We start from the raw sequence: 26,423 nt of genomic DNA on the forward strand, positions 1-26,423 counted from the left end.
GTGCGAGAGGAACGCAGGGAGGACCGTGGTGAGTGGGCGACATCCGTCGCCCAGCTCGTCAAGCGCCGACGGGAACCCGTCGTCGTCCAGGCACTGCGGTCGGCGGCCGCCGCCACGATCGCGTACGTCGTCGCCCTGCACCTCAGCCCCGAGCCCGCACCCCTCACCGCACCCCTGACGGCCCTGCTCGTCGTACAGGTCACCCTGTACGCCACGATCACCACCGGCGTCCGGCGCGTGAACTCCGTGGTGGCCGGGGTCGTCGTCGCCATCATTTTCAGCAGTCTGGTGGGTCTGACCTGGTGGAGTCTGGCCCTGCTGATCGTCGCCTCGCTGGCCGTGGGGCATCTCGTACGGGTCAGTGAGTTCGTTCCCGAGGTGGCGATCAGCGCCATGCTGGTCCTCGGCGTCACCAGGGTGGGCGACATCGCGTGGGCCCGGGTGCTGGAAACGCTGATCGGGGCGGTCGTGGGGCTCGCCTGCAACCTGGTGCTGGCGCCTCCGGTGTGGGTCGGCGTGGCCGGGGAATCCATCGAGGATCTGGCGCGCCGGATGCGGCAGTTGATGCTGCGGATCGGCGAGGAGGCCGCCGGCCGCACCCCCGCCTCGCTGGCGGCCGCGCGGCTGCACGAGGCGCGCCGCCTCGACCACGACATCGTCGAGGTGGACGCGGCGCTGCGGCAGGCCGAGGACAGCCTGAAGCTCAATCCGCGCGTGCGTGAGGGACTGCTGCACCGGGTCGTGCTGCGGACCGGCCTCGACACACTGGAGATCTGCACGGTCGTCCTGCGCGTGCTCGCGCGCAGCCTCACCGATCTCGCCAAGGAACGTGAACCCGAGCCTCTGTTCGAGCCGCAGGCGGGGGCCGCCCTTGAGCAGCTGCTGTCCGAGGTCGCCGACGCCATCGTCAGTTTCGCCGTCCTGGTGACCACGGATGTGAGCCACAGTGCGGAGTCGGCGGAGGAGCGGCTCGCCGCGGAGCTCACCACCGCGGCCGCCACCCGGGACAAGCTGGCACAGCTGTTCCTCGAAGGGGTCCAGCGCGATGCCAGCCACTGGCAGCTGCACGGTGCGGTGCTGTCCGAGGTCAACCGCATGCTCGACGAGCTCGACACGGAGCACCGCTCCCGACGGCTTCTGGAGGAGCTGGACCGCTGTACACGCGAGCAGCGCGAGCGCTGGCCGCGCCTCACGCGCCTGCGCGCAAATGTGCGCAGGCTGCGGATGCCGCGCCGGAACCGACGCCCTGCCTCCCGTCGTTCTATGTGAGGAAGCTGCACGAGGACGCTGCACAACGACGAGGGGAGCGGTCGGATGACCGACAGCACCGTGCGGATCGACGGGAACACGCTGCGACTTCCGGGCGAGGTGCGGGTGCGGTTCATCCGGACCCTGCGCCTGCCCGAGACGGGCACGCACGCGCTGCCTCCGGGGCTCGGCGAGTTCCCGGTACGCCGTGTCGAGGACTACGCGGACACGGTGCCCGCCGAATGGCGGGCGCGCGGCGGTGTGATGCTGCCGGTGTATCTGCGCGAGGCGATGTGGCTGAGTTTCGGGGGCACGGCGGAACCGGCCGCGCTACAGGTCGGCGTGGGCAAAGTGTGCGCGGTCTCGGGCAAGCCGTGGAGTTCCCGGCTAAGCCGGAACCCGCAGAACTACGTGGTTCTGCCGCGCCAGCCGTGGCTCGACGGCATCAACTCCGGCAAGGGGACCGTCCGCCAGTTCGTGGCGGTGCCGCTCGGCCTGGGCGCCACCGTCGAGGGCCAGGTCACCGGCGAGGAGGTGTGGGGCGGCGTACAACTGCAGTCGTTCCCGCTGCGCGACGAGGAGCTGGGCGCCTGGCGTGAGGCTCAGCGCCGCATCGCCGCGACGCGCAGGGAGATGACGGTCGGGGGCTATGGCGGCGCGTTCCCGATGGCCGCACAGGCCGCTCCGGCCCCCGCCGGCGCGCCCGGCGGTCGCGCGAGGAGCGCCCCGGCGATGGGCCTGGGCGTCGGCGGCTCGATGCGCCAGGAGGTCTACCGGGACGACCGGCCGCTCAAGGCCTGGTCCGAGGAGCCCGCCGGGCGGGTGTTCGTGCACCTGGTGACGCCTCCGGAATGGCGCCGCATCACCGGCGAGGCGCCCCCGCCGTCCCCCGTGGACCGCGCGGCCTACACCAGGGCGGGGCTCCCGTGGTTCGACTACTACGACCAGGACGCCACGGATCTCGCCCCCGCGGACACGCTGGGTTCGGTGCAGCCGGTCGGCGACTGGCTCGGCGACGACCACGAGCCCTGGCAGCAGCCCTCTCCCCACCAGGTGAAGCCGCTCGGTGACGCGCCGGGCAAGCCGGTCGAGGACGGTGACTGGTAACCGACGAAAGGTAGTTGCACCCTCCGCAACGCCCGTTGCCCGTCTTGCACTTCACGGGTGTGGCAGGCCAAGGTGGCTGCCACGGCTGAGGCAACCGACACCCGAGGTGCAGGCATGAGCAGTGGGGCAGATCCGGAGCGCGGCTCGGGCGACGGCTGGACCAGACGCCGTTTCGTCGGCACGCTGACGGGGGCCGCAGCGGTGACGACGGTCGCGGCACCGGCCGCTCCCAGGACGGTACCGCCGACGGACCCCGTCGGAGCGCCGACGACCGGAACGTCCCCGTCGCCCACCGGCCGCTCCAGTACCGGCCCGCTGTTCCTCGGGACGTACACCTCGGTCGAGGGCGGCGGAACGGGCATCGGCGTGGCCACGTACGACTCCGCGACGGGGCGGGTCACCGGTACGGGCGCCGTCATCACCGGCGTCGGCGACCCCTCGTACCTCGCACCGCATCCGGACGGCCGCACGCTGTACGCCGTCGACGAGCGGGAAGAGGGCGGAGTGACGGCCGTACGCCTCGCGGAGAACGCGGTTCTGGGCAGGCGCGGCACCGGTGGCTCGAGCCCGTGCCATGTGTCCGTGCATCCGAGCGGGCGCTGGCTGCTGAGCGCCAACTACGGGTCGGGCAGCGTGGCCGTGCATCCCATCGACAGCTCGGGGGCGCTCGGCGAGCACACCGACGTCGTCACGCACTCGAGCCCGGCGCCCGGCCCGGGCCAACAGGGGCCGCACGCCCACCAGTTCATCACCAGCCCCGACGGCGGCCATGTGCTCGCCGTCGACCTGGGCACCGACACCGTCTACACCTACCGCCTGGACGAGTCCACGGGCACGCTCACCGAGGCCTCCCAGGCGCATACGCGTCCAGGTGCGGGGCCGCGCCATCTCACCTTCCACCCCGGCGGCCGCTTCGCGTATCTCGCCAACGAGGTCGACAACACGGTCGCGGTCTGCGCCTACGACCCGGCCACCGGGCGGCTCACGCCGGGCGATCCGCAGTCCACGGGTACGGGTGGGGGCACGAGTTACCCGGCGCAGATCCTGGTGACCTCGAACGGGTCGTACGCCTATCTCGCCAACCGGGGCCACAACAGCCTGACGCGCTACGCGATCGAGGCGGACGGCGCCCGCCTGAAGCTCCTGGACACAGTGCCGGTCGGCGGTGACTTCCCCCGTCACATCGCCTTCTCCCCTGACGGGAAGCTGCTGTTCGCGGCGAACCAGCGGTCGAGCACGGTCAGCGTCTTCCACGTCGACGTCAGCAGCGGTGAACTCCGGCTCGCGGGCGAGCCGTTCGCCTCACCCGTCGCCGTCTGCGCGGTGCCGCTGTAGCGCGCGGGGGCAGGACGCGGAGCTCGCCTGGCTGAGCAGGACGTGCATCCGCTCGGTGAGCTGCGCGACCGTGTCGGCGGGCTTGTGGAAGGGCAGGCGTACGTCACCGTTGCCGCGCGCCCGCTCGATGCGCAGGGTGAGTCCGTGCCGGTCGACGGCGAGCGGCTGGACGCGCACCGCGCCGTGCAGGCTGTCCGGTTCGACGAGTCGGGTCAGCCGCTCGATGGCGTCCGGGTGGGCGTCGGCGAGGTGGGTGAGCAGCGCGGACTCGGCCGTGGCGAGGGGGTCGGACTCGGCTTCGGCCAGCTCGTCGAGATCGACCACGACCGTCCCCGACGGCTGGCGGAGCACCGCGCGCGTCGGGTGGAAGGCGAGATGTCCGTCCTCGAGGGCGAACCAGCCGGCGAGCCACAGCCGGGCGCGGATCCGGTTCCGTACGGGCACGGGCGCGACATCGGCGAACTCCAGGACGGCGGACGGCTCTCCGCGCGGCGCGCAGATCGCGGCCGTGAGCAGTGAGCTGTCCTCGGGCACGTGCAGGAGAACCCTGCCGTCCGCGGTCACGGTGTGCGCGCCGACGAACTCCTCGCGACCGCCCTCCGCGGTCACCGCGCAGGACCATGCCGCGGCGAGCACCGAGCGCGCTCGCTCCGCCGCGGCAGGCGCGGCCGTCCAGGTGTGACGGTCACCCATCAGACTCCTCCTTAGGTAAGGCTTGCCTAACCTATCGAAGATCCGGGTGTACGCCAACCACACTCGCCATCCTTTGAGAACCCTTTTTCGCGCGAACAACGCTTTGACGCGCGGCGACCGAGGCCGGCCTCAGGGCGCGATCGCGCCCAGCAGCGCCCGTGCGCACAGATCGCGCACCTGCTCCCGGGTCAGCTCCGAGCCCCTCAGCCACTCCAGGCAGACGGCCGTGGTGAAGGCCAGCCAGCCGCGCACGGCCATTCTCAGCTCGGGCTGCTCCTCGGGCGCCCGGCCGATCTCCGGGTCGGCGGCGAGCGCCGCCAGGATCTGCCGCTCCTGCGCAGCAAGCGCCTGCCGATAGACCTTCCGCACGGCCTGGTCGCCCGCCGCGTCGGCACGGTGGAAAGCGCGGAAGCCGTGCGCGTGCCGCTCGACATAGCCGAGGAAGGTGTCGAGGCCGTCGCCGAGTTGCTCGCGCACCGGGATCCCGGGCACCGCCGCCGTCAACCGCAGCATCCGCCTGCTCTCGCGCTCGACGACGGCCGCGAAGAAGTCCCGTTTGGTCGGGAAGTAGTGGTAGAGCAGCCCGCGTGACACTCCGGCGATCTCGGCGACCTGCTCGATCCACACCTCGTCGTACGGGCTCTCCGAGAACAGGCACGCACCGACCGAGAGAAGCTGCTCCCGGCGCTCCTCGGTGCTGAGACGACGGCGTACCCGCTCGCCCTGGTTCCCGGCCATGCCAGCACTTTACTTGACGTCGGTTCAACAACGGGACCACACTGATTTCCGCTATTGAACTGGCGTACAACAGACTCAACCTGCCGCAGACACAAGGGAGATGGCGTCATGGTGGAGACGACAGCGGCCGCGCTGCCCAAGGGATTCCGCAGTGCGGAGCTGGGCTGGCCCGAGCTGCACCGCATTCCGCATCCACCGCGCCGGATCCCGCTGATCGGTGACGCGATCGGCGCCAACATCCGTACGCCCATCCAGGATTCGCTGCGGCTCGGCCGGCAGCTCGGGCCGATCTTCCGGCGCAAGGCGTTCGGCAAGGAGATCGTGTTCGTGTGGGGCGCGGATCTCGCGGCCGAGCTGGCGGACGAGTCGCGGTTCGCGAAGCATGTGGGCCTCGGGGTCGCCAACCTGCGGCCGGTCGCCGGGGACGGGCTGTTCACGGCGTACAACCACGAGCCGAACTGGCAGCTGGCGCACGACGTGCTGGCTCCGGGTTTCAGCCGTGAGGCCATGGAGGGCTACCACCCGATGATGCTCGACGTGACCGAGCGGCTGATGGACCGCTGGGACGGGGAGCGGACGGCGGGGCGGGCGGTGGACGTGCCGGGCGACATGACGAAGCTGACGCTGGAGACGATCGCGCGGACCGGCTTCGGCCACGACTTCGGCTCCTTCGAACGCTCCCGGCCGCATCCCTTCGTGAACGCGATGGTGGGCACGCTGACCTATGCGCAGCGCCTCAACTCCGTCCCTGCGCCCCTGGCGCCGCTACTGCTCCGCGACGCCGCCCGCCGCAACGAGGCCGACATGGCGTATCTCAATCGCACGGTCGACGCCGTGGTGGCGGACCGTCAGTCCTCAAGCGGGGAAGGGGACTTGCTCGACCGCATGCTGGAGACCGCGCACCCGGAGACCGGGGAGCGGCTGGCGCCGGAGAACATCCGCCGCCAGGTCATCACCTTCCTGATCGCGGGCCACGAGACCACCTCGGGCGCTCTCTCCTTCGCCCTGCACTACCTCTCCCGGCACTCGGAGGTCGCCGCCCGCGCCCGGGCCGAGGTGGACCGCGTGTGGGGCGACACCGCCCGGCCCGGCTACGACCAGGTCGCCAAACTCCGGTACGTGCGCCGGGTTCTCGACGAGTCGCTACGACTGTGGCCGACGGCGCCCGCCTTCGCACGCGAGGCCCGGCAGGACACGGTGCTCGGCGGCGTCCATCCCATGCGGCAGGGCGCGTGGGCACTGGTCCTGACCGCGATGCTGCACCGGGATCCGGACGTCTGGGGCGCGGACCCCGAGGAGTTCGATCCGGAACGCTTCGACGCGAAGGCCGTACGGTCCCGGCCCGCGCACACCTTCAAGCCGTTCGGCACCGGGGCGCGGGCGTGCATCGGCCGCCAGTTCGCGCTGCACGAGGCGACGCTGGTGCTGGGACTGCTGCTGCGCCGCTACGAGCTGCGGGCCGACCCCGGCTACCAGCTCCGCGTGGCCGAGCGGCTGACGCTGATGCCGGAGGGCCTGCGGCTGCATCTCGAAGGCCGCACGCCCGCAGCGGACTCAGTCCTGAGCCGTCCAGTGGCCCGGGCGGGCGAGTGACTCGGGCAGCTTCGTCCCGGCGCTGCCCCGGGCCGCGTTGACCTGTGGCTGGGTCAGGAAGAAGGCGCCGGTCAGGTCGGCGTCCGTGAGGTCGGTGTCGCGCAGGTCGGCGCCGATCAGGTCCGCACCGCGCAGATCGGCCCCGGTCAGATCGGCGGCGATGAGGTAGGCGCCGCGCAGGTTGGCACCCCGGAGGTCGGCCCCCTTCAGTCGGGCGCCCATCAGGTCGGCGCCCCGGCGGTCCTTCTTCTTTCCCCGGCCGACTCCCGCGCGCATGAGTTCACTGGTCCGCAGGAGCAGCCCGTTGACCTCCTGCCGGTGCGCGCCCACGTCCAACTCGCCCAGTTCATCGGGGGTTCGGAGGGTGAGCTGCTCGGTCTTGTCGAGCGCCCGGCGGAGGTCGGCGTGGAGCGGCTGGGCGGCCGGCAGCGTCAGGGCCTCCGCGAGATACCAGAGCAGTTCGTGGAGCTGGCGCACGACCGGGAAGACCTCGAACATCTGCCGGGCCTCTTCACGGGTCCCCGAGCGCCAGTCCCGGCCGCCGAAGGTGACCTGCGAGACCTTCTGCCCGGCGCCGAGGCAGTCGTACACCGTGCAGCCCGTGAAGCCCTTCTGCCGCAGTTCCGTGTGGATACCGCATCGGGAGTCGGTCCGCAGGTTCGGGCACGGCTTCCCGGCGTCCTTGTCGATCGCGAAATCGGCCGAGCGGGTGAAGGGCAGCGCGACACAGCAGAGCCCGAAGCACTCACCGCAGTCGGCTCGCAGTTCAAGGCGCCGGTCCTGGACTGTCCCGCTGTTCTCTTGCATGGCCCCAGCCTACTGAGCTGCGGAGAAAGGCGGCCTGGACCCTCATCGAACCGATCGGTACCATCTCATCCATGCCTGTACCCAGGGGGACGTCCCTCGACCCGGAGCGCACCCGCACGACGCTCCTCACGGCGGCGACCGAGATCCTCTACGAGCGCGGACTCGACGGGGTGGGGGTGGCCGAGCTGTGCCGTGCGGTCGGCGCGTCCAAGGAGACGCTGTACCGCCATTTCGGCTCCAAGGACGGCCTCATCGAGGCGGTGCTCGACGCCCGCAGTGACCGTGTCGTGCGCTGGATCACTGAAGCGGTCGAGGCGGCAGGCCCCGACCCGGCCGCCCAACTCACGGCTCTCTTCGGCGCGTTGGGCGACTGGTACAAGGAACCCGGCTTCCGGGGATGCGCGATCGTCAACGCGGCCACCCAGCGGCACGTCCCGCCGGCCCGCGCCGTCGCCGACCGCCATCTCGCCCGCTACCGGGAGCTTCTCACGGGCATCGCCGAGCGCGCGGGCGCACCCGAACCGGCCCTCCTCGGAAGGCAGTTGCTGATCCTCCTCGAAGGCGCCACGGTCGTCGCCGACCACCACGACCCGGACGGCCACGCCGCCCAGGACGCCCTGCTCGCGGCACTGGCCCTCCTCGACCGATCGACGCAGAGGTGACGACAGAGGTGACCACGGACATCCAGGGCTTCACGGCACCCGGCTTCGAGGCGGTCGCCGAGGTCTTCGCCCGCAACTTCAAGGAGTACGAGGAGACGGGCGCCGCCTTCGCCGCGTACCGGGACGGCCGGCTCGTCGTCGACCTGTGGGGCGGAATCGCCGACCCGGACACCGGCCGTCCCTGGCGAGCCGACACGCTGCAACTGGTCTTCTCCGGCGCCAAGGGCCTGACCGCCGCCTGTGTGCTCCTGCTGGTCGAGCGCGGGCTGCTGGACCTGGACGCTCCTGCCGCCCGCTACTGGCCGGAGTTCGCGGCGGCGGGCAAGGGCGGGATCACGGTCGCCGAGATCATGTCACATCAGGCTCGGCTGCCCGGCGTCCAAGTCCCCTTCGACAACACGGAGTTCCTCGACCCCGAGCACATGGCCGGGCTGCTCGCCGCGCAGGCACCGGCGGACGATCCCCGCGCCGCGTTCATGTATCACGCACTGACGTACGGCTGGCTGGCGGGCGAGTTGATACGCCGGGTCGACGGAAGGAGTGCCGGGGCCTTCTTCGCCGACGAGTTCGCGGGTCCACTCGGACTGGACGTCTGGCTCGGGCTCCCGGACGAGGAACACCACCGGGTCGCCACCACGCTCGCGGGACCGGGCGTCCTGCTGCCGCCGACCGACGACACCCACCCGCCCGACGACGGCGACCCCCTGCGCACACTGACCCGCAATCCGCTCGCCGCGGCGGACGCACCCGCCCTCTGGAACAGCGCCGCCTTCCGACGCGCCGAAGTCCCCGCCGTGGGCGCACATGTGACGGCCCGTTCGATGGCCCGCTTCTACGCCTGCCTCGCCCGCGGCGGCGAACTGGACGGCGTACGCGTGCTCGGCGAACTGACCGTGGCGTCCGCGAGGCGTGAACTGCGGTCCGGCACCGAGCCGTTGTGGGGCAGCCCGATGGCGTACGGAACGGGGTTCGAGCTGGGGACCGAGCTGGGCCTCCTCGGCCCGGTGCCGGATGCGTTCGGGCACGCCGGGGCCTGGGGATCACGCCATGGCGCCTGGCCCGCCGACCGCGTCGGGTTCTCGTACGCGATGAACGAGACGCGCGGCCAGTGGCCGGACCGGCGACCGCTCGATCTGCTGGGCGCACTGCACGAGGCGCTGGGACACTGACCTCCGCGTATCTATGGAGGTTTTCGCACGGACCCGGTATCGAGGCGGTCATGGACGACACACGCCTCCCCGGCCTTCCCGCTCCTCCCCCGCTGGGCGCGAGCGCGCTGCCGCCCGGGACTTACGACGGCTCGCTCGTCCTGGTCACCGGTGGCGGCACCGGGCTCGGCAAGGCGATCGCGGCAGAGTTCGCGCGGCTCGGCGCCGATCTGGTGATCGCCAGCCGCGGTGAGGAGCATCTGCGTCCCGCACAGAAGGAGTTGGCGGCATCGGGCACGCGGGTGACCACGGCCGTGTGCGACATACGCGACCCTGAGCTCATCACCGACATGTTCGACGCCTGTGGCCTGCCGGACGTCCTCGTCAACAACGCCGCCGCCAACTTCCCCGTGCCCGCAGAGGAGATGTCCCCGAACGCCTGGCGGGCGGTCGTCGACATCACGCTCACCGGCACGTTTCTGATGACCCGTGAGTTCGGCCGGCGTCATCTGGCCGCGGGCACCCCCGGCTCGATCATCAACGTCGGTGCGTCGTACGCCTGGACGGGCGGCCCCGGTTTCGCCCACAGCGCGGCGGCCAAGGCCGGCGTACACAACCTGGTGGAGACGCTGGCCGTGGAGTGGGGGCCGTACGGCATCCAGGTCAACGGGCTGGTGCCCGGGCTGATGCCGCACGAGGACATGACCGCCGACATCCGCGGCAACCTGGACCGGACCGACGCGCACGACACCCGTCAGCCCGCCCTCCGGGTCGGAGCGCCGCGCGAACTCGGCTGGGCCGCCACCTTCCTGGCTTCCCCCTACGCTCGTTTCATCACCGGCCACACGCTGGTGGTGGACGGCGCGAACTGGCAGCGCAGGGGGCTCGTCAGCCCGCAGGTGGTGCCGGTGAGGGAGCAGATGGGGCGGGGCCCCTTCACCGACTGACCCCTTCACCGGCTGACCTTTTCGGCGGCGCACCGCGCGGGACGGTGGACTCCCTCAGTCCCGGAACTCCGGGATGTCGAGCCGCGCGAGCCGCTCGGGGTCGGCCAGGATGTGCATCGCGACGATCTTCCCGTCGGTGACGGTGAACCCCAGGACCGACATCGGCCGGCCGTCGAGTGTCGCGACCGCGCCCATCGCGCCGTTGACGAGCACGAGCCGGGAGGACATCGAGAACTGCTGGAAGAGCAGGGCCTGTTGAGCCACGGCCGCCGCACCGCGCACCACCTTGGACGCGGCCGCGCCACCGACCAGTGCGCCGGAGTCGGCACGGAGCACGATCTCCGGGTCGAGGACCGAGACCAGAGCCTCGAAGTCCCCGCCGCGCGAGGCCGCGAGGAACGCGTCGACCACCTGGCGCTGACGGCCGATGTCGGGGTCGGGAGCCGGGGCGGCGCCCTGCACCCGGCGGCGCGCCCGGCTGGCGAGCTGGCGGGTCGCGGCCGGGGAACGGCCCACAACGGTCGCGATGTCGTCGAAGGGCACCGCGAACATGTCGTGCAGTACGAACGCGAGCCGCTCGGCGGGCTCCAGCGTCTCCAGCACCACGAGGAGGGCGAGCCCCACCGAGTCGGCGAGCAGCACCTCCTGCTCGGGATCGATCCGGTCCAGCGGGCTGATGACCGGGTCGGGGACGTAGTAGGCGTCCATGGGCTCCTCTCGGCGCGAGGCGCGCGAGCGCAGCATGTCCAGGCACACCCGGCCGACCACCGTCGTGAGCCAGCCCGCGAGGTTCCTGACCTCGTCGGCGTCGCTGCGGCTGAGCTTCAGCCAGGCTTCCTGGACCGCGTCCTCCGCCTCGCTCAGCGAGCCGAGCATCCGGTAGGCCACGGCCCTCAAGTGGCCGCGGTTCTCCTCGAACCGGTCCGCGAGCAGTTCCTTCTCGGTCATCAGTCCCCCATACCTCCGACGTGTCGATCAGAACTGATCAGAACACGCCGGTCACTTCCCCTCGAAGCCGGGCACGCGGCGGGCTCCCCTGGCCGCGTACCCCTCGCGCGAGTCCTCGGACGTGAGGGTGAGCGCCGCCGACATCGCGGTGCGATCGAGGGCGGCGGCGAGGCCGGCGTCCACGTAGGCGTCGATGTCACGCTTGATCCCCTGCACGGCGAGGGCGGCGTTCGCGGCGATCTCGGCGGCAACCCCCCGGGCCTCCTTGTCCAACTCCCCTCGCTCGACCACCAGTTGGACCAGATGCAGCCGCTCCACGGTGACCGCGTCAAGGCGCCGCCCCGTCAGCGCGAGGAACTTCGCCCAGCCGGCGCCCGCTTCGCGCGCGATCCGGAGATCACCGCCCGCGTCGACCGCCACCCCGAGCTGCGCCTCGGGCAGCGCGAACACCGCGTCCGCGGCGGCGACCCTGACGTCCGCCATGAGTGCGAGCTCGAATCCGAATCCAAGGCAGTAGCCCTGCACGGCCGCGACGACCGGCTGCGGCAGCCGCGCGAAGGCGGCGAACCGCTCGTGCGCCCAGCGCAGACCCTCGTAGTAGTTGCGGGTGCGCTCGGCGCCGGAGCGGCCGGTGATCGCCCCACCCGGCGCAGTGACGTCGATACCCGCGCAGAAGGCCCGGCCCTCGGCTCGCAGCAGGACCACCCGGATCGAGTCGTCGAAGCGGATCCGGTCGGCGAACAGGCCGAGTTGGCGGGTGGACTCCCAGCTCCACGCATTGAGTTTCGCCGGGCGGCAGAGGGTGAGGACGCCGATGTCGTCCTCGACGTCGAGGCGCAGCCGCTCCTCACCCTCCGGGATGTCCGTGGACGTGGTGTCGATCATCCGTGCCCCCTCTGGATTCTGACGGTCCGTCAGAATCGTAAGGGAGATCCGGGACCTCAGACCTCGCCGCGTGTGAGCGCCAACAACCGGTCCAGGACACGCGGTCCGCCCGCCCGGACGCCGTCGTGCTCGAACTCGTCGGTCACCCAGGTGCGCAGCCCCCGGATGGCGCGTGCTGTGCGCAGGGAGTGCTGGGTGTCGACGTACATGTCGTCGTGGTAGATCGCAGCGGCGACCGGCACCTCGTTGGCGGCGAGGCGGGCGGTGTCGTAGAGCGGCTCCCAGTCGGTGCGGGCCGCGAGTTCCTCGGCGGTGTCGCGCAGCGGGCGCAGGGCCGGGTCGGTGTCGAACGTCCAGGGGTGCACGGACTCGCCGGTGAACAGCAGATGCCGGTCGTCCGAGAGGGCCTTGGCCGCGTCGAACTGCGGGAACTCGGCGCGCACCCGTTCGGCGGACCAGGCGGTGGGCCGGTCGCCCTGGGCGTAGCAGGCCTCGTGGACGAGGGCGTACAGCGGGTGACCCGCGTAGGACAGCAGCCCCTGCACCTCCTCCTGGAAGGCGTCGGAGAGGGCCGGGCCCTGCGGGGTGCGGACGAAGGCCTGCTCCAGGAGGTAGTGGAGGCGGTGGCTGCCCTCGCTGCCGCCGAGGAGGATGCCGAGCGACTGGAAGGCCTCGGCGGTCAGGCGGTAGCCGCCGTGCAGAACCGGCTCATGCTGGAGGAGGTGCTCCGCGATCCGGCGGGCCCGCTCGACGTCCTGCGGGTAACGCGCGTAGTGCGCGGCGACCTTGCGCTCGATACGCGGGTACGCGGCCCGGTAGACGTCGTCGGCGTGGGCGTCGAGCGACGGCAGCCCGCCGGTGATCAGGGCGGCGCTCAGTCCCTCGGGCGCCGTGGACAGGTAGTGCACGGTACAGAAGCCGCCGAAGCTCTGGCCGAGTACGGTCCAGGGCGCGCCGCCGGTGAGCCGGGGGCGGATGGCCTCGCAGTCGCGGACGATGGAGTCGGCGCGGAAGTGCGCGAGGTAGTCGGCCTGCTCGCGCGGGCCGCCGCGCAGGGGCAGGGTCTGCCGGTTGGCGGGGGTGGAGTGGCCGGTGCCGCGCTGGTCGAGGAGGAGTACCCGGAAGTCCTTCAGGGCTCGGCCGAGCCAGGCCTGCTTGCCGACGAAACGATTCGCCCCGAATCCGGGGCCACCCTGGAGATAGACCAGCCACGGCAGGTCCTGGTGTGCCTTGTCGCTCGCGACGACCTCGCGGGCGAACAGTTCGATGCTCTCCCCCGCCGGGTCGGCGTGGTCGAGGGGCACGGCGAAGTGTCGGTCGGTGAGGACGACACCGGGCTGGCGGTAGCTGACGGTCAACAGGGCTCCCGAGACGTACGGATTCCAGGCTGCGTCCCAGTTGAGCACATGATCGGCGGGCTGCGGAGGCCGGGGATCAAGAAATCCTACTGAACAACGACTCAGGACAGCGGTCGGCCGAAACCGACCGGTCACTCAGCGCGCGGACAGGCTGGAGCGGCGCACCACCAGCTCCGGCTGGAGCACGACACGCCGGTGCTCGTGCGGCGTGAGCGCGGTCTCCGCCTCGGTCTCCTCCAGGAGGAGTCCGGCGGCGAGGGCGCCCATGGTCACGGCCGGCTGGCGTACGGACGTGAGCGGGACGGCCGCGGCGGCGGCGAACTCGATGTCGTCGTAGCCGACGATCGCGAGGTCGTCGGGGACACCGACGCCGGCCGCGTACATGGCCTGGAGCACGCCGAGCGCGAGCAGGTCGTTGGCGCAGAAGACGGCCGTCGGGCGGTCGGCGAGGCCGAGGAGCCGGGCCCCGGCATCGCGCCCGGCGGCCACGTCGAGGCGCTCGGTGGGCAGCTCGCGCATGCACTCCGGGCCGAGCCCCGCCTCGGTCAGGGCGTTGAGCGCGCCCGTCCGGCGGTCCCTGACCTGGTTGAGGCCGGGCGGTCCGCTGACGTACGCGATGGAACGGTGACCTGCGTCCACCAGATGCCGTACGGCCAGCGCGCCGCCCGCCACGTCGTCGACCGAGACCGAGCACTCGGTGGTGCCGTCGGCGACCCGGTCGACGAGCACGAACGGGATGCCGTTGCGGCGGAACGCCTCGATGTTGCGCCCGCTCGCGTCGGAGGGCGTGAGCAGCACCCCGCGCACCCGCTGCTCGGCGAAGAGGGAGAGGTACTCGGCCTCCTCGCTCGAGCTCTGCGCGCTGTTGCAGACCATCACGCCGAGCCCGGCGTCCCGCGCGGCGCGCTCGGCACCGCGCGCCACCTCCACGAAGAACGGGTTGCCCATGTCGAGGACGAGCAGGCCCATGATCCGGCTGCGCCCGGCCCGCAGCTGGCGCGCGGACTCACTGCGGACGTAGCCGAGCCGGTCGATCGCGGACAGCACGCGGGCGCGGGTCTCGGTGGCGACCGAGTCCGGACGGTTGATGACGTTCGAGACCGTGCCGACGGAGACTCCGGCGGCGCGGGCGACATCCTTGATACCCACCGACTGGGCCATCAGGCAGGGACCTCCATGGGCACGAGAAGCGGCGGGCTGGTCTTCACATTACCTGCGGGTCCGCCGAAAACGGTGGTCACGTGGGCAGCCGGAAATCGACTACATGCAGCGGTGAGGGCGTCGTACCGCTGGACTTCTCCTGGTACATGACCGACAGGATCCCATCCTGTGGGACGCGCATCTCGTCGATCACGACCTCGCCGAACGCATTCAGACCGCTGCCGTCGTACAGGAGCGCCCAGTCGGTGTACCCGGAGGCCTTCGAGGCGCCGGCGATCCGACCGAACGGCAGGATCGCGTAGGCGTTGTTGTACTTGTCGAGGACCAGCTTGGTGCGCTGGCTGGAGTTGAGGGCGATGGGGATCTCGGTCTTCTGCCAGGTGCCCGTGGAGTTCTTGCGGACGTGGAAGGCGCGGCCGTTGGCGGTGCGGTCGGTGACGTAGTTGGTCGTGCACTGGCCGAAGCGGCCGGGGACATAGCTGATGATCGCGTGCGGCAGGCCGGTGGAGTCGGTGGCCTGGCTCTCCTGGTTCATCAGGGAGTGGTCGGGGTTGAGCGAGTCGACGACGAGTCCGCTGTCGGTGACGGCCACCTTGTCCGATCCCCCGGTGGTGCCGACGAGGGTGCCCGCGTTGTTGCGCCAGGTGCGGCCGCGGTCGTCGGAGTAGACGTAGCCGGTGTCGTGGTTGGTGATGCCGCCGCTGTTGCACATCACGGCGCCGTTCTGCTCGCGCCAGGTGAAGAAGGAGTGCAGCCGGCCGTATCTGTCGTAGTCGATGCCGTGCAGGTACATGTTGCGGACGGTGCTCGAGCCGTGCTCGCTGGTGTACGTGCCGGTGGAGCTGGTCCACTCGCCGAGCGCGGTCCAGGTCGAACCGTCGTACTCCGCGAGGGCGTTACGGCCGTTTCCGGAGACCGCGACGCGATAGCTCAGCTGGAGCTTGCCCTCGGGGGTGGAGATGAACTGCGGGTAGGTGAACTGGGTGGTGAGGGCGAGTCCGTCGAGGGTGGACTGGGGGCTGCCGAAGCGGCTCGCGATCCAGGTCAGGCCGGACGGGTTGTCCATGAGGCCGGCGACCGACTTGACGTAGGTGAAGCCGTCGCTGTGGGAGTCCATGTTGAGGTGGAGGCGGCCGTCGGTCTTGGAGACACCCATGGAGATGACGTTGTGGGAGTCGCTGGACTTGAGGGTGTGGCCGACCCGGACGGTCGACCAGGTGCTGCCGCCGAGGACACGGCGGCCGACGACGGCGTTCTTGTCGGCGGTGTACCAGGCGGCGTACTGGTAGCCCTTGTAGGTCAGCAACCCGTTCTTCTGGAAGGAGTTGTTGTTGACCAGGCCGTCGTAGGAGACGAAGAAGACGGCTTGGGAGTCGAGCGTGGTGTTGCCGGTCTGCGTGACCGAGGGGCCGGGGTCGGCGGCCCGTGCGGTGCCCGCGGCGAGGCCCGGGGTGGCCACGGCCCCGAGGACGGCCGTGGTGAGCAAAGTGCGTCGTCTCATGTCAGCGAACTCCGGCTCAGGCTAGGTGGAAGACTTCGGTCAGGGGCTTCATCGCTTCGTCGGGTCGGGCGCCGTCCAGCGACTCGAAGAACGGCGCCATCTCCGCTTGCCAACGGGCGTTGACGTCGGTGGCTTCCATGCCGGCCTGGGCGGCGGCGAAGTCCTCGGTCTCCAAGTAGCCGACCAGCAGGCCGTCTTCGCGCAGGAAGAGCGAGTAGTTGTGCCAGCCGGTGGCCGAGAGCGCTTGAAGCATCTCGGGCCACACGGTGGCATGCCGCTCGCGGTACTCGTCGAGGCGGTCCGCCCGGACCTTCAGCAGAAAGCACACGCGCTGCATCAACATCCCCCGGGGAATCAGAAGTCGAACTGGTCGATGTTCTTCACGTCGAACACGGTCGGCTTGCCCAGGTTGATCACACCGTCCGCGCCGATGGTGAACTCACCCATGGCACCGGCCTTGAAGGTCTCGCCCTCCTTGCCGGTGATCTGCCCGGACACCAGCGCCACGGCCGTACGCGCGGCCAGCTCGCCCAGCTTCGCCGGGTCCCACAGCTCGAAGCCCTCGACCGTGCCGTTCTTGACGTACTTGCGCATGTCGTTCGGGGTGCCGAGGCCGGTCAGCTTGACCTTGCCCTTGTACTTGGAGCCCGACAGGTACTGAGCGGCGGCCTTGATGCCGACCGTGGTCGGGGAGATGATCCCCTTCAGGTTCGGGTACTCCTGGAGCAGGCCCTGGGTCTGCTGGAAGGACTGCTGGGCGTCGTCGTTGCCGTACGCGACCTTGACCAGCTTGATGTCCTTGTACTTGGCGTCCTTCAGCTCCTCCTTCATGAAGTCGATCCAGGTGTTCTGGTTGGTCGCGGTCTGCGCGGCGGACAGGATCGCGATCTCGCCCTTGTAGCCGATCTGCTCGGCGAGCAGCTGCACTTCGGTACGGCCCAGGTCCTCTGCGCTGGCCTGCGAGACGAACGCGTTGCGGCAGTCGGCCTTGGTGTCGGAGTCGTAGGTGACGACCTTGATGTCGTTCTTCATGGCCTGCTTGAGAGCGGTGCACAGGGCCCCGGGGTCCTGCGCGGAGACGGCCATCGCGTCGACCTGCTGCTGGGTGAGCGTGTTGACGTAACTCACCTGGCCGCTGGTGTCGGTGGCGCTGCTCGGGCCGACCTCCTTGTAGCTGGAGCCCAGCTCCTTCAGGGCGTCCTCGCCGCCCTTGTCGGCGGAGGTGAAGTACGGGTTGTTGACCTGCTTGGGCAGGAAGCCGACGGTCAGGCCCTTCTTGGTGGCCGCGTTCGGGTCGGCCTTGCCGGCGGAGGCGGCCGACCCGGTGCTGTCGTCCTTCACGTCCTCCTTGGTGGTGCCACCGCAGGCGGTGGCGGCGAGTGCGAGCGAGCTGACGGCGGCGAGAGCCACACAGGCACGGCCAAGGGATGACTTGCGCATGACGGGGTTCCTTATTGACGGAGGCGAGTGGAAGCGCCCCAAAGGGGCGCGGGGAACGGCGCGACCAGCCACAGCGGACCGGCAGCTTTCGAACAAACCTTCTACGTAAGCCTTTGCGCCCGGGCTACTGAGACCTGCCGAGCAACCCGGGGACCAAGCACGGACAGCACAAGCAGCACACCGGTGACGACAATCTGCGACTGAGCGGACACGTCCTGAAGGCTCATCACGTTCTGCAACGCCCCGAGGAGAAACACCCCGGCGATGGCGCCACCAAGCGTGCCCTTGCCTCCGTCGAAGTCGATCCCGCCGAGCAACACGGCGGCGACGACGGAGAGTTCGAGCCCCGTGGCGTTGTCAAAGCGAGCGCTGGCGTAATGCAGCGCCCAGAAGATGCCGGTGAGCGAGGCCATGAAGCCGGTGGCGACGAACAGCAGCAGTTTCTGCCGCTTGACGCGGATCCCCGCGAACCGCGCGGCCTCCTCGTTCGCGCCGACCGCGAACGCGGACCGCCCGAACGGGGTGGCGTGCAGCACGACCACGGCGATCGCGAGCAGCACCAGGAAGGGCAGGAACGCGTACGGGATGAAGGTGTCCCCGATGCGTCCGGCCGCGAAGTCCAGGTACTGGGTGGGGAAGTCGGTCACCGCGTCCGAGCCGAGCACGATCTGTGCGATGCCCCGGTAGGCGGCGAGCGTGCCGATGGTGACGGCGAGGGACGGCAGCCCCAGCCGCGTGACCAGCAGACCGTTGATCAGCCCGCACACCACGCCGAGGAGCAGGCAGAGCGGGATGATCGTCTCGATGGTCATGCCCTGGTTCCACAGGGCGCCCATCACCGCGCCGGACAGACCGGCCGTGGACGCGACGGACAGGTCGATCTCGCCGGCCACCACCAGCAGCGTCATCGGCAGCGCGATCAGCGCGATGGGCAGCGTGTTGCCGATCAGGAACGACAGGTTGAGCGCGTTGCCGAAGCCGTCGACGAACCCGAAGGAGAAGAGCAGCACGACGATGAGGAGGGCGCCGACGGCCGAATCCCACCTTTTCAAGGCGGCCCAGGGGACGGCGCGCGTGAGAGCGGAGTCAGCCATGGCGGGCGTTCCTCTTCTTCAGGGCGGTCGCCACCCGCAGGGCGACGATCCGGTCGACCGCGATGGCGAGGATGAGCAGGATGCCGTTGATGGCGAGCACCCAGACGGAGCTGACGCCGAGGGCGGGCAGCACGCTGTTGATGGAGGTGAGGAGCAGCGCGCCGAGCGCCGCCCCGTAGACGCTGCCGGAGCCGCCGGTGAAGACGACACCGCCGACCACGACCGCGCTGACGACGGTGAGTTCGTAGCCGTTGCCCGTACCGGAGTCGACGTTGCCGAACCGGGCGAGGTACAGCGCGCCCGCGAGTCCGGCGAGGCCTCCGCAGATGACGTACGCGGTCAGGGTCCGCTTGCGGACGGGGATGCCGGCGAGCCGCGCGGCCTCCGGGTTGGAGCCGAGCGCGTACAGCTCGCGTCCGCTGCCGAAGTGCTTGAGGTAGTACGCCGTGACCACCACGACGACGACCGCGATCAGCGCGAGATAGGGCACCGCCGAGATGCCGCCGGATCCGAAGTCGATGAAGGAGTCCGGGAGGTTGGCGGCGGTGATCTGCCGGGAGCCGACCCAGATCGAGTCGATGCCGCGGATGATGTAGAGGGTGCCGAGGGTGACGACGAGGGCGGGCACCTGGCCGAGGCTGACGAGCAGTCCGTTGACCAGTCCGCAGCCGATCCCCAGCAGGACCGCGAGGACCAGTGCCACGACGGGGTTTCCGCCGCCCTGAAGGTAGACGCCGGCCGCGAAGGCGCTGATGCCCAGCGTCGAGCCGACCGACAGGTCGACGTTCCGCGTGATCACGACCAGCGACTGACCGGCGGCGACGAGCACCAGGATGGTCGCGTTCAGCAGCAGGTCCTTGATGCCCTGCTCGGACAGGAACTCGCTGTTGCCCAGCTGGGTGATCACGATCATCACCAGGAACACGGCCAGGATGGCGAGTTCCCGCATCTTGAACACTCGGTCCACCAGCCGGGTGCCACTCGACTTGGGCACCTCGGCGGCGGGGGCGGGGTTGGGCGCGGTCACCGTCATGCGGCGGCCCTCCCTGTGACGGTCGTCGTCACGCGGCGGCCCCTCCTTGCGATGGTCGTCGTCATGCGGCGGCCCTCCCCGTGGCTGCGGCCATCACGGATTCCTCGGTGGCTTCGGAGCGTGGGATCTCGGCGGAGAGCCGCCCCTCGTACATCACAAGGACGCGGTCGGCCATGCCGAGGATCTCGGGCAGGTCGGAGGAGATCATCAGGACGGCCACCCCGTCGGCGGCCAGTTCGCTGAGCAGGCGGTGCACCTCGGCCTTCGTGCCGACGTCGATGCCTCGGGTCGGCTCGTCGACGATCAGCACCTTCGGGCCGGTGGCCAGCCATTTGGCGAGGACGACCTTCTGCTGGTTGCCACCGGAGAGCGTGGACACGGCGTCGGCGATCCGGGCGTACTTCACCTGGAGCTTGACCGCCCAGTCCAGCGAGCGGCTGCGCTCGGCGCCCCGGTCCACGAGTCCGGCCTTCACCGTCGTACGCAGCCCGGTCAGGCCGATGTTGCGCTCGATGGACATGTCCATCACCAGGCCCTGGGCGCGCCGGTCCTCGGGGACGAGCGCCAGCCCCGCGGCCATGGCCATGGAGGGCGCGCCGTTCGTCAGCGCCTTGCCGTCGACCGCCACCTCACCCGCGTCCCACCGGTCGACGCCGAACACGGCTCGGGCGACCTCGGTGCGCCCGGCGCCGACGAGCCCGGCGAGACCGACGATCTCACCGCGCCGGACATCGAACGACACATCGGTGAAGACACCTTCGCGGGTGAGCCGCCGTACGCTCAGGGCCACCTCGCCCGCCTCGACATCCTGCTTGGGATACAGCTCGTCGAGGTCGCGGCCCACCATCCGGCGTACGAGATCGTCCTCGGTCATGCCCTCCAGCGGCTCGCTGGAGATCAGGGCGCCGTCCCTCAGGGTGGTCACCCGCTGACTGATCTGGAAGATCTCCTCCAGTCGGTGCGAGATGAACAGCACGGCCGAGCCCTGCTCGCGCAGGGTGCGGACGACGCCGAACAGGCGGGCCACCTCGCTGCCGGTCAGGGCGGCGGTCGGCTCGTCCATGATCAGGACGCGGGCGTCGAAGGAGAGGGCCTTGGCGATCTCGACGATCTGCTGGTCGGCGATGGACAGGCCGCGGGCGGGGCGGTCGGGGTCGAGTTCGACGCCGAGGCGCTTCATCAGGGCCAGCGTCGCCGTGTGTGTGGCCTTGTGGTCGATACGGCCGAGGGAGCGCCGGGGACGGCGGCCCATGAAGATGTTCTCGGCGATCGAGAGGTCGGGGAAGAGCGTGGGCTCCTGGTAGATCACCGCGATGCCCGCGTCCCGGGCGTCGGCGGGACCGTGGAAGACGGTGGGCTCGCCGTCGAGCAGCACCCGACCGGCGTCCGGTCGGTGCACGCCGGCGAGCGTCTTGATGAGAGTCGACTTGCCCGCGCCGTTCTCACCGGCGAGTGCGTGCACTTCGCCGGGGAACAGTTCAAGGGACACGTCCCGCAGGGCGCGTACCGCACCGAAGGACTTGGAGATGTCCTCAAGCGCCAGCACGGGGGCCGGACCCGCGTCGGACCGGTGGGTCATGGGGGCTCCTCAACGACGCGGGCGGAGAGGCCTCACGACGTCGTGAAAGGTTTCAACTAGGTTGCCGGGACGTTAGACACGTAGCCCAGGTCACGTCAATGGGTACGCGTCGAAATTTTCGATAGCCAGCGGTCACAACAGGATCACGGAGAATCCTCACCGCCGGAAGGGTTGACAGCCCTCCGGAGGGCTCATAGCTTCGCGTCTGAATCGTTTCAGACGGACGCTGCGCAAACCGCTTTCCACACTGCCTTCAAGACCGCCCTACGGACCGTCTTCCAGACCCGATGTCACAGGAGCACTGAAGTGACCGAGCTCGCCGCGGTGAAAGCCGCTCTCAAGACCCAGGCAGTAGAGACGCCGTCGTGGGCGTACGGGAACTCGGGAACGCGTTTCAAGGTGTTCGCGCAGCCCGGAGTACCGCGCAATCCGCGCGAGAAGCTGGACGACGCGGCGAAGGTGCACGAGTTCACCGGGGCGGCGCCGACCGTCGCGCTGCACATTCCCTGGGACAAGGTCGACGACTATGCGGCGCTTGCGAAGCACGCGGAGGAGCAGGGCCTGAAGCTGGGCACGATCAACTCCAACACCTTCCAGGACGACGACTACAGGCTCGGCAGCATCTGCCACCCGGACGCGGTGGTGCGCCGCAAGGCTCTTGATCATTTGTTCGAGTGCGTCGACATCATGGACGCGACGGGTTCGAAGGACCTGAAACTGTGGTTCGCCGACGGCACCAATTACCCGGGCCAGGACGACATCCGCGAGCGCCAGGACCGTCTCGCCGAAGGCCTGGCGAAGGTCTACGAGCGGATCGGCGACGAGCAGCGGCTGCTCCTCGAGTACAAGTTGTTCGAGCCCGCCTTCTACACGACGGACGTCCCCGACTGGGGCACGGCCTACGCGCACTGCCTCAAGCTCGGCCCCAAGGCGCAGGTCGTGGTCGACACCGGCCATCACGCGCCCGGCACCAACATCGAGTTCATCGTCGCCACGCTGCTGCGCGAGGGAAAGCTCGGCGGCTTCGACTTCAACTCGCGGTTCTACGCCGACGACGACCTGATGGTCGGCGCCGCCGACCCCTTCCAGCTGTTCCGGATCATGTACGAGGTGATCCGCGGCGGTGGCTTCACGCCCGACATCGCCTTCATGCTCGACCAGTGCCACAACATCGAGGCGAAGATCCCGGCGATCATCCGGTCGGTGATGAACGTCCAGGAGGCCACGGCCAAGGCGCTTCTCGTCGACCGTTCCGCGCTCGGCGAGGCCCAGCGAGCTGGGGATGTGCTGGCCGCGAACGCGGTGTTGATGGACGCGTACAACACGGACGTGCGTCCGTTGTTGGCCTCCTTGCGGGAGGAGTTGGGGCTCGACCCCGATCCTGTGGCCGCGTATGCCCGGTCCGGGTGGCAGCAGAAGATCGCCGCGGAGCGGGTGGGTGGCCAGCCGGCCGGCTGGGGGGCGTGACGTGCTGCGTTGCGTCTGCCGGGTTCCGGCGGTGGCAGCCTGCGGGCCCGGTTGTGGCTGGTCGCGCAGTTCCCCGCGCCCCTGGAGGGGCGCTCCCGTGCACGTATTTTTCCCTGCGAAGGACTGATCATGGCAATCCATCCCCAGGCCGCTGCTCTGCTCGCCCGGTCCCGTCGACTTGGTGCGGACCCCCGCAATACCAACTACGCGGGTGGGAACACGTCCGCGAAAGGCACCGATACCGATCCCGTCACCGGTGGTGATGTCGAGTTGATGTGGGTCAAGGGGTCCGGGGGTGATCTCGGGACGCTGACCGAGGGTGGGCTCGCTGTGTTGCGGCTGGACCGGCTGCATGCGCTGAAGGGTGTCTATCCGGGGGTGGAGCGCGAGGACGAGATGGTTGCCGCCTTCGACTACTGCCTGCACGGCAAGGGTGGGGCGGCTCCCTCGATCGACACCGCGATGCACGGGCTCGTCGACGCCGCCCATGTCGACCACCTCCACCCCGACTCCGGGATCGCGCTCGCCTGCGCGGCCGATGGGGAGAAGCTGACCGCCGAGTGCTTCGGGGACAGCGTGGTGTGGGTGCCGTGGCGCCGGCCCGGTTTTCAGCTCGGTCTGGACATCGCGGCGGTCAAGGAGGCCAATCCGCAGGCCATCGGGTGTGTTCTCGGCGGTCACGGCATCACGGCGTGGGGCGCCACGGCCGAGGAGTGCGAGAGCAACTCGCTGCACATCATCCGCACTGCCGAGGCCTTCCTCGCCGAGCGTGGGAACGCGGAGCCCTTCGGGCCGGTGCTCGACGGGTACGGAGCCCTCGACGCATCCGAGCGCCGTGCGCGGGCCGCCGCCCTGGCCCCGTACATCAGGGCGATCGCCTCCCAGGACAAACCGCAGGTCGGCCACTTCAGCGACTCGGACGAGGTACTGGACTTCGTCTCCCGCGCCGAGCACCCGCGGCTCGCCGCCCTCGGTACCTCCTGCCCGGACCACTTTCTCCGTACGAAGGTCAGGCCGCTGGTGCTCGACCTGCCGCCGGCCGCTTCGGTCGAGGACGCGGTCGCCCGCCTCGGCGAGTTGCACGCCGAGTACCGCGAGGAGTACGCCGCCTACTACCAGCGGCACGCCCTGCCCGACTCGCCCGCGATGCGCGGCGCCGACCCGGCGATCGTGCTCGTCCCCGGCGTCGGCATGTTCAGCTTCGGCAAGGACAAGCAGACGGCGCGCGTGGCCGGCGAGTTCTACGTCAACGCGATCAACGTGATGCGCGGTGCGGAGGCCGTGTCGACGTACGCGCCGATCGAGGAGTCGGAGAAGTTCCGCATCGAGTACTGGGCCCTGGAAGAGGCCAAGCTCCAGCGGATGCCGAAGCCCAAGCCGCTGGCGACGCGGGTTGCGCTGGTGACCGGTGCCGGCAGCGGGATCGGCAAGGCGATCGCCCAAAGGCTGGTGGCCGAGGGGGCGTGCGTGGTGGTCGCGGACCTCAACGCGGAGAATGCGGCCGACGTCGCGTCGGCGCTGGGCGGTCCCGACAAGGCCGTCGCCGTGACCGTCGACGTGACCTCCGAGGAGCAGATCGCCGCGGCCTTCGACTCGGCGGTACTCGCCTTCGGCGGAGTCGACCTCGTCGTCAACAACGCCGGTATCTCCATCTCCAAGCCGCTCCTGGAGACCACTGCGAAGGACTGGGACCTCCAGCACGACATCATGGCCCGCGGCTCCTTCCTCGTCTCGCGCGAGGCGGCCCGGGTGATGAGCAGGCAGGGCCTGGGCGGCGACATCATCTACATCGCCTCCAAGAACGCGGTCTTCGCGGGTCCCAACAACATCGCGTACTCCGCGACCAAGGCCGACCAGGCCCATCAAGTACGGCTGCTGGCTGCCGAGTTGGGTGAGCACGGGATCCGGGTCAACGGGGTCAACCCGGACGGTGTCGTGCGCGGTTCCGGAATCTTCGCGGGCGGCTGGGGCGCCCAGCGCGCGGCGACGTACGGCATCGAAGAGGAGAAGCTCGGCGAGTTCTACGCCCAGCGGACGATCCTCAAGCGCGAGGTGCTCCCGGAGCATGTCGCGAACGCGGTCTTCGCCCTGACCGGTGGGGACCTGACGCACACCACGGGGCTGCACATCCCGGTCGACGCCGGCGTCGCCGCCGCCTTCCTGCGATGACCGCCTCCTTCGCCGCGGTCGACCTCGGCGCGTCCAGCGGACGCGTCATGGTCGGCCGCGTCGGCCCCGACTCGCTGGACCTCACCGAGGCACACCGCTTCCGGAACCGCCCTGTCCGGGTTCCCGAAGGGCTCCGCTGGGACATCCTCGGGCTGTACGCGGGAGTCCTGGACGGTCTTCGGGCGGCGGGGCAGGTCGACTCCGTGGGCATCGACAGCTGGGCGGTGGACTACGGCCTGCTGGACGCGGACGGGGCGCTGCTCGGCAACCCGGTGCACTACCGCGACGCCCGCACCGAGGGGGTCGCGGAGCAGGTGTGGGCGTCGGTGCCCGCGGCGGACCTGTACGCGGCGACCGGGCTCCAGTACGCGCCCTTCAACACCCTGTACCAGTTGACGGCCGCCCGCTCCTCCGCTCAACTCGCCTCCGCAGAACGCCTGTTGCTCATCCCCGACCTGCTGGCGTACTGGCTCACGGGCGAGGCCGGCACCGAGCTCACCAACGCCTCGACCACCCAGCTGATCGATCCCCGGACGCGCGACTGGTCGTACGACCTGGCGGCGAAGCTGGGCATCGACCTCAAGCTCTTCGCTCCGTTGCGCAGCCCCGGAGACCCGGCGGGGTTCCTCCGGCCCGAAGTGCTGGAGGAGACCGGGCTGACCGGCCCGGTCCCGGTGACCGCGGTCGGTTCGCACGACACCGCCTCCGCGGTGGCCGCCGTCCCGGCCACCGGGGAGCACTTCGCGTACATCTGCACCGGCACCTGGTCCCTCGCGGGCCTGGAACTGGACGCGCCCGTGCTCACCGAGGCGAGCCGGGCGGCCAACTTCACCAATGAGCTGGGCCTCGACGGCACGGTCCGCTATCTGCGGAACATCATGGGGCTGTGGCTGCTCCAGGAGTGCCTGCGGGAGTGGGGAGAACCGGACCTCAGCGCACTGTTGAGGGAAGCCGCTGAAGTGACGCCGCTGCGCTCCCTCGTGGACGCGGGCGACGCGGCGTTCCTGGCGCCGGGCCGGATGCCGTCCCGGATCGCCGACGCCTGCCGGGAATCGGGCCGGCCGGTCCCCGGGTCTCCCGCCGAGGTCACCCGCTGCATCCTCGACTCCCTGGCACTCGCCCACCGGCGGGCGATCACCGAGGCCCAGGCCCTCGCCGATCATCCGGTCGACGTCGTACACATCGTCGGCGGCGGCGCCCGGAACGCCCTGCTGTGCCAACTCACCGCCGACGCCTGCGGCCTGCCGGTCGTGGCGGGTCCGGCGGAGGCGGCGGCGCTGGGCAACGTCCTCGTACAGGCCCGCGCGCACGGCCTCGTCGGCGACCGTACGTCCATGCGGCGGCTCCTCGCTCGTACGCAGCAGTTGCGGCGGTACGAGCCCATGGGCGACGCCGGCGTCTGGCGCGCGGCGGAGGACCGGCTACTCAGCCGCCGGTGAGAGGGGGCTCCCGTGTCGCCCGCCCGCCGCGTACTCTGCACTCATCCGATGATCGAACACGAGGAGCCGCG

The 26,423-nt window shown here is 70.3% G+C and carries 23 protein-coding genes; 10 read left to right on the top strand and 13 right to left on the bottom strand.

Annotation, left to right across the window (positions count from 1 at the left end; translation table 11 throughout):
- The 3 genes from OG246_RS33460 to OG246_RS33470 all read left to right on the top strand — a co-directional run bounded on the left by OG246_RS33460 (position 1) and on the right by OG246_RS33470 (position 3,690).
- Positions 1–1,269, top strand: coding sequence for an aromatic acid exporter family protein (locus tag OG246_RS33460; protein ID WP_266472016.1), 1,269 nt, complete (start codon positions 1–3; stop codon positions 1,267–1,269).
- Positions 1,270–1,314: 45 nt separating this feature from the next.
- On the top strand, positions 1,315–2,355 hold the full coding sequence (locus tag OG246_RS33465) for a hypothetical protein (RefSeq protein ID WP_266472019.1): 1,041 nt from the start codon (positions 1,315–1,317) through the stop codon (positions 2,353–2,355).
- Positions 2,356–2,469: 114 nt separating this feature from the next.
- Positions 2,470–3,690 carry a lactonase family protein gene (locus OG246_RS33470; RefSeq protein ID WP_266472023.1) on the top strand — a complete coding sequence of 407 codons (1,221 nt, stop codon included), beginning with the start codon at positions 2,470–2,472 and terminating at the stop codon, positions 3,688–3,690.
- Here OG246_RS33470 and OG246_RS33475 read toward each other — a convergent pair.
- On the bottom strand, positions 3,658–4,383 hold the full coding sequence (locus tag OG246_RS33475; RefSeq protein ID WP_266472026.1) for a DUF2470 domain-containing protein: 726 nt from the start codon (positions 4,381–4,383) through the stop codon (positions 3,658–3,660). The two genes, OG246_RS33470 and OG246_RS33475, sit on opposite strands and share 33 nt — an antisense overlap.
- 129 nt (positions 4,384–4,512) lie before the next feature.
- Entirely contained in the window at positions 4,513–5,121 is a 609-nt protein-coding gene (locus OG246_RS33480; RefSeq protein ID WP_266472030.1) for a TetR/AcrR family transcriptional regulator, read from the bottom strand.
- Between the two features lie 108 nt (positions 5,122–5,229).
- Here OG246_RS33480 and OG246_RS33485 point away from each other — a divergent pair, with 108 nt between their 5' ends.
- A complete protein-coding gene (locus OG246_RS33485; protein WP_266472032.1) occupies positions 5,230–6,714 on the top strand; it encodes a cytochrome P450 in 1,485 nt (494 codons plus the stop codon).
- Here the strand turns inward: OG246_RS33485 and OG246_RS33490 are convergent.
- On the bottom strand, positions 6,676–7,521 hold the full coding sequence (locus OG246_RS33490; protein WP_266472036.1) for a pentapeptide repeat-containing protein: 846 nt from the start codon (positions 7,519–7,521) through the stop codon (positions 6,676–6,678). The two genes, OG246_RS33485 and OG246_RS33490, sit on opposite strands and share 39 nt — an antisense overlap.
- A gap of 71 nt (positions 7,522–7,592) precedes the next feature.
- Here OG246_RS33490 and OG246_RS33495 point away from each other — a divergent pair, with 71 nt between their 5' ends.
- The 3 genes from OG246_RS33495 to OG246_RS33505 are packed head-to-tail and all read left to right on the top strand — an operon-like array spanning position 7,593 to position 10,278.
- Complete coding sequence (locus tag OG246_RS33495) at positions 7,593–8,183, top strand: TetR/AcrR family transcriptional regulator (protein ID WP_266472039.1); 591 nt, start codon at positions 7,593–7,595, stop codon at positions 8,181–8,183.
- Between the two features lie 8 nt (positions 8,184–8,191).
- The gene (locus tag OG246_RS33500; RefSeq protein WP_266472042.1) at positions 8,192–9,352 is read left to right on the top strand and encodes a serine hydrolase; all 1,161 of its coding nucleotides are present in this window, start codon (positions 8,192–8,194) and stop codon (positions 9,350–9,352) included.
- Between the two features lie 50 nt (positions 9,353–9,402).
- Positions 9,403–10,278, top strand: a complete 876-nt coding sequence (locus OG246_RS33505; RefSeq protein WP_266472044.1) for an SDR family oxidoreductase — start codon at positions 9,403–9,405, stop codon at positions 10,276–10,278.
- 54 nt (positions 10,279–10,332) lie between these two features.
- Here OG246_RS33505 and sigJ read toward each other — a convergent pair whose 3' ends face one another.
- The 10 genes from sigJ to OG246_RS33555 form a co-directional block, all read right to left on the bottom strand.
- Positions 10,333–11,226 carry an RNA polymerase sigma factor SigJ gene (gene sigJ / locus OG246_RS33510; RefSeq protein ID WP_266472046.1) on the bottom strand — a complete coding sequence of 298 codons (894 nt, stop codon included), beginning with the start codon at positions 11,224–11,226 and terminating at the stop codon, positions 10,333–10,335.
- Between the two features lie 51 nt (positions 11,227–11,277).
- Complete coding sequence (locus tag OG246_RS33515; RefSeq protein WP_266472048.1) at positions 11,278–12,111, bottom strand: enoyl-CoA hydratase/isomerase family protein; 834 nt, start codon at positions 12,109–12,111, stop codon at positions 11,278–11,280.
- A gap of 56 nt (positions 12,112–12,167) precedes the next feature.
- On the bottom strand, positions 12,168–13,469 hold the full coding sequence (locus tag OG246_RS33520) for an alpha/beta fold hydrolase (RefSeq protein ID WP_266472050.1): 1,302 nt from the start codon (positions 13,467–13,469) through the stop codon (positions 12,168–12,170).
- Between the two features lie 135 nt (positions 13,470–13,604).
- Positions 13,605–14,630: a LacI family DNA-binding transcriptional regulator gene (locus OG246_RS33525; RefSeq protein ID WP_266472052.1), complete on the bottom strand. Its 1,026-nt coding sequence runs from the start codon at positions 14,628–14,630 to the stop codon at positions 13,605–13,607.
- Positions 14,631–14,706: 76 nt separating this feature from the next.
- Positions 14,707–16,131: a BNR repeat-containing protein gene (locus tag OG246_RS33530; protein WP_266472055.1), complete on the bottom strand. Its 1,425-nt coding sequence runs from the start codon at positions 16,129–16,131 to the stop codon at positions 14,707–14,709.
- A gap of 16 nt (positions 16,132–16,147) precedes the next feature.
- A complete protein-coding gene (locus OG246_RS33535; protein ID WP_266472058.1) occupies positions 16,148–16,468 on the bottom strand; it encodes an L-rhamnose mutarotase in 321 nt (106 codons plus the stop codon).
- 17 nt (positions 16,469–16,485) lie between these two features.
- Entirely contained in the window at positions 16,486–17,571 is a 1,086-nt protein-coding gene (rhaS, locus tag OG246_RS33540) for a rhamnose ABC transporter substrate-binding protein (protein WP_266472061.1), read from the bottom strand.
- 101 nt (positions 17,572–17,672) lie between these two features.
- Positions 17,673–18,665 (bottom strand): ABC transporter permease, encoded by a 993-nt coding sequence (locus OG246_RS33545; RefSeq protein WP_266472064.1) that lies wholly within the window; start codon positions 18,663–18,665, stop codon positions 17,673–17,675.
- Positions 18,658–19,698: an ABC transporter permease gene (locus tag OG246_RS33550; RefSeq protein ID WP_266472066.1), complete on the bottom strand. Its 1,041-nt coding sequence runs from the start codon at positions 19,696–19,698 to the stop codon at positions 18,658–18,660. Before OG246_RS33550 ends, OG246_RS33545 begins: the two co-directional genes overlap by 8 nt.
- A gap of 61 nt (positions 19,699–19,759) precedes the next feature.
- Positions 19,760–21,277 (bottom strand): sugar ABC transporter ATP-binding protein, encoded by a 1,518-nt coding sequence (locus OG246_RS33555; RefSeq protein ID WP_266472068.1) that lies wholly within the window; start codon positions 21,275–21,277, stop codon positions 19,760–19,762.
- 306 nt (positions 21,278–21,583) lie between these two features.
- On the opposite strand from OG246_RS33555, the gene rhaI reads away from it, so the two are divergent.
- The 3 genes from rhaI to OG246_RS33570 all read left to right on the top strand — a co-directional run bounded on the left by rhaI (position 21,584) and on the right by OG246_RS33570 (position 26,352).
- A complete protein-coding gene (rhaI, locus tag OG246_RS33560) occupies positions 21,584–22,744 on the top strand; it encodes an L-rhamnose isomerase (RefSeq protein WP_266472071.1) in 1,161 nt (386 codons plus the stop codon).
- A 129-nt stretch (positions 22,745–22,873) separates the two neighbouring features.
- Positions 22,874–24,913, top strand: a complete 2,040-nt coding sequence (locus OG246_RS33565; protein WP_266472074.1) for a bifunctional aldolase/short-chain dehydrogenase — start codon at positions 22,874–22,876, stop codon at positions 24,911–24,913.
- Positions 24,910–26,352 (top strand): rhamnulokinase family protein, encoded by a 1,443-nt coding sequence (locus OG246_RS33570; protein WP_266472077.1) that lies wholly within the window; start codon positions 24,910–24,912, stop codon positions 26,350–26,352. Before OG246_RS33565 ends, OG246_RS33570 begins: the two co-directional genes overlap by 4 nt.
- The last annotated feature ends 71 nt before the right edge of the window (positions 26,353–26,423 follow it).

It is taken from the genome of Streptomyces sp. NBC_00620, assembly GCF_026341825.1.
Classification (GTDB): Bacteria; Actinomycetota; Actinomycetes; order Streptomycetales; family Streptomycetaceae; genus Streptomyces.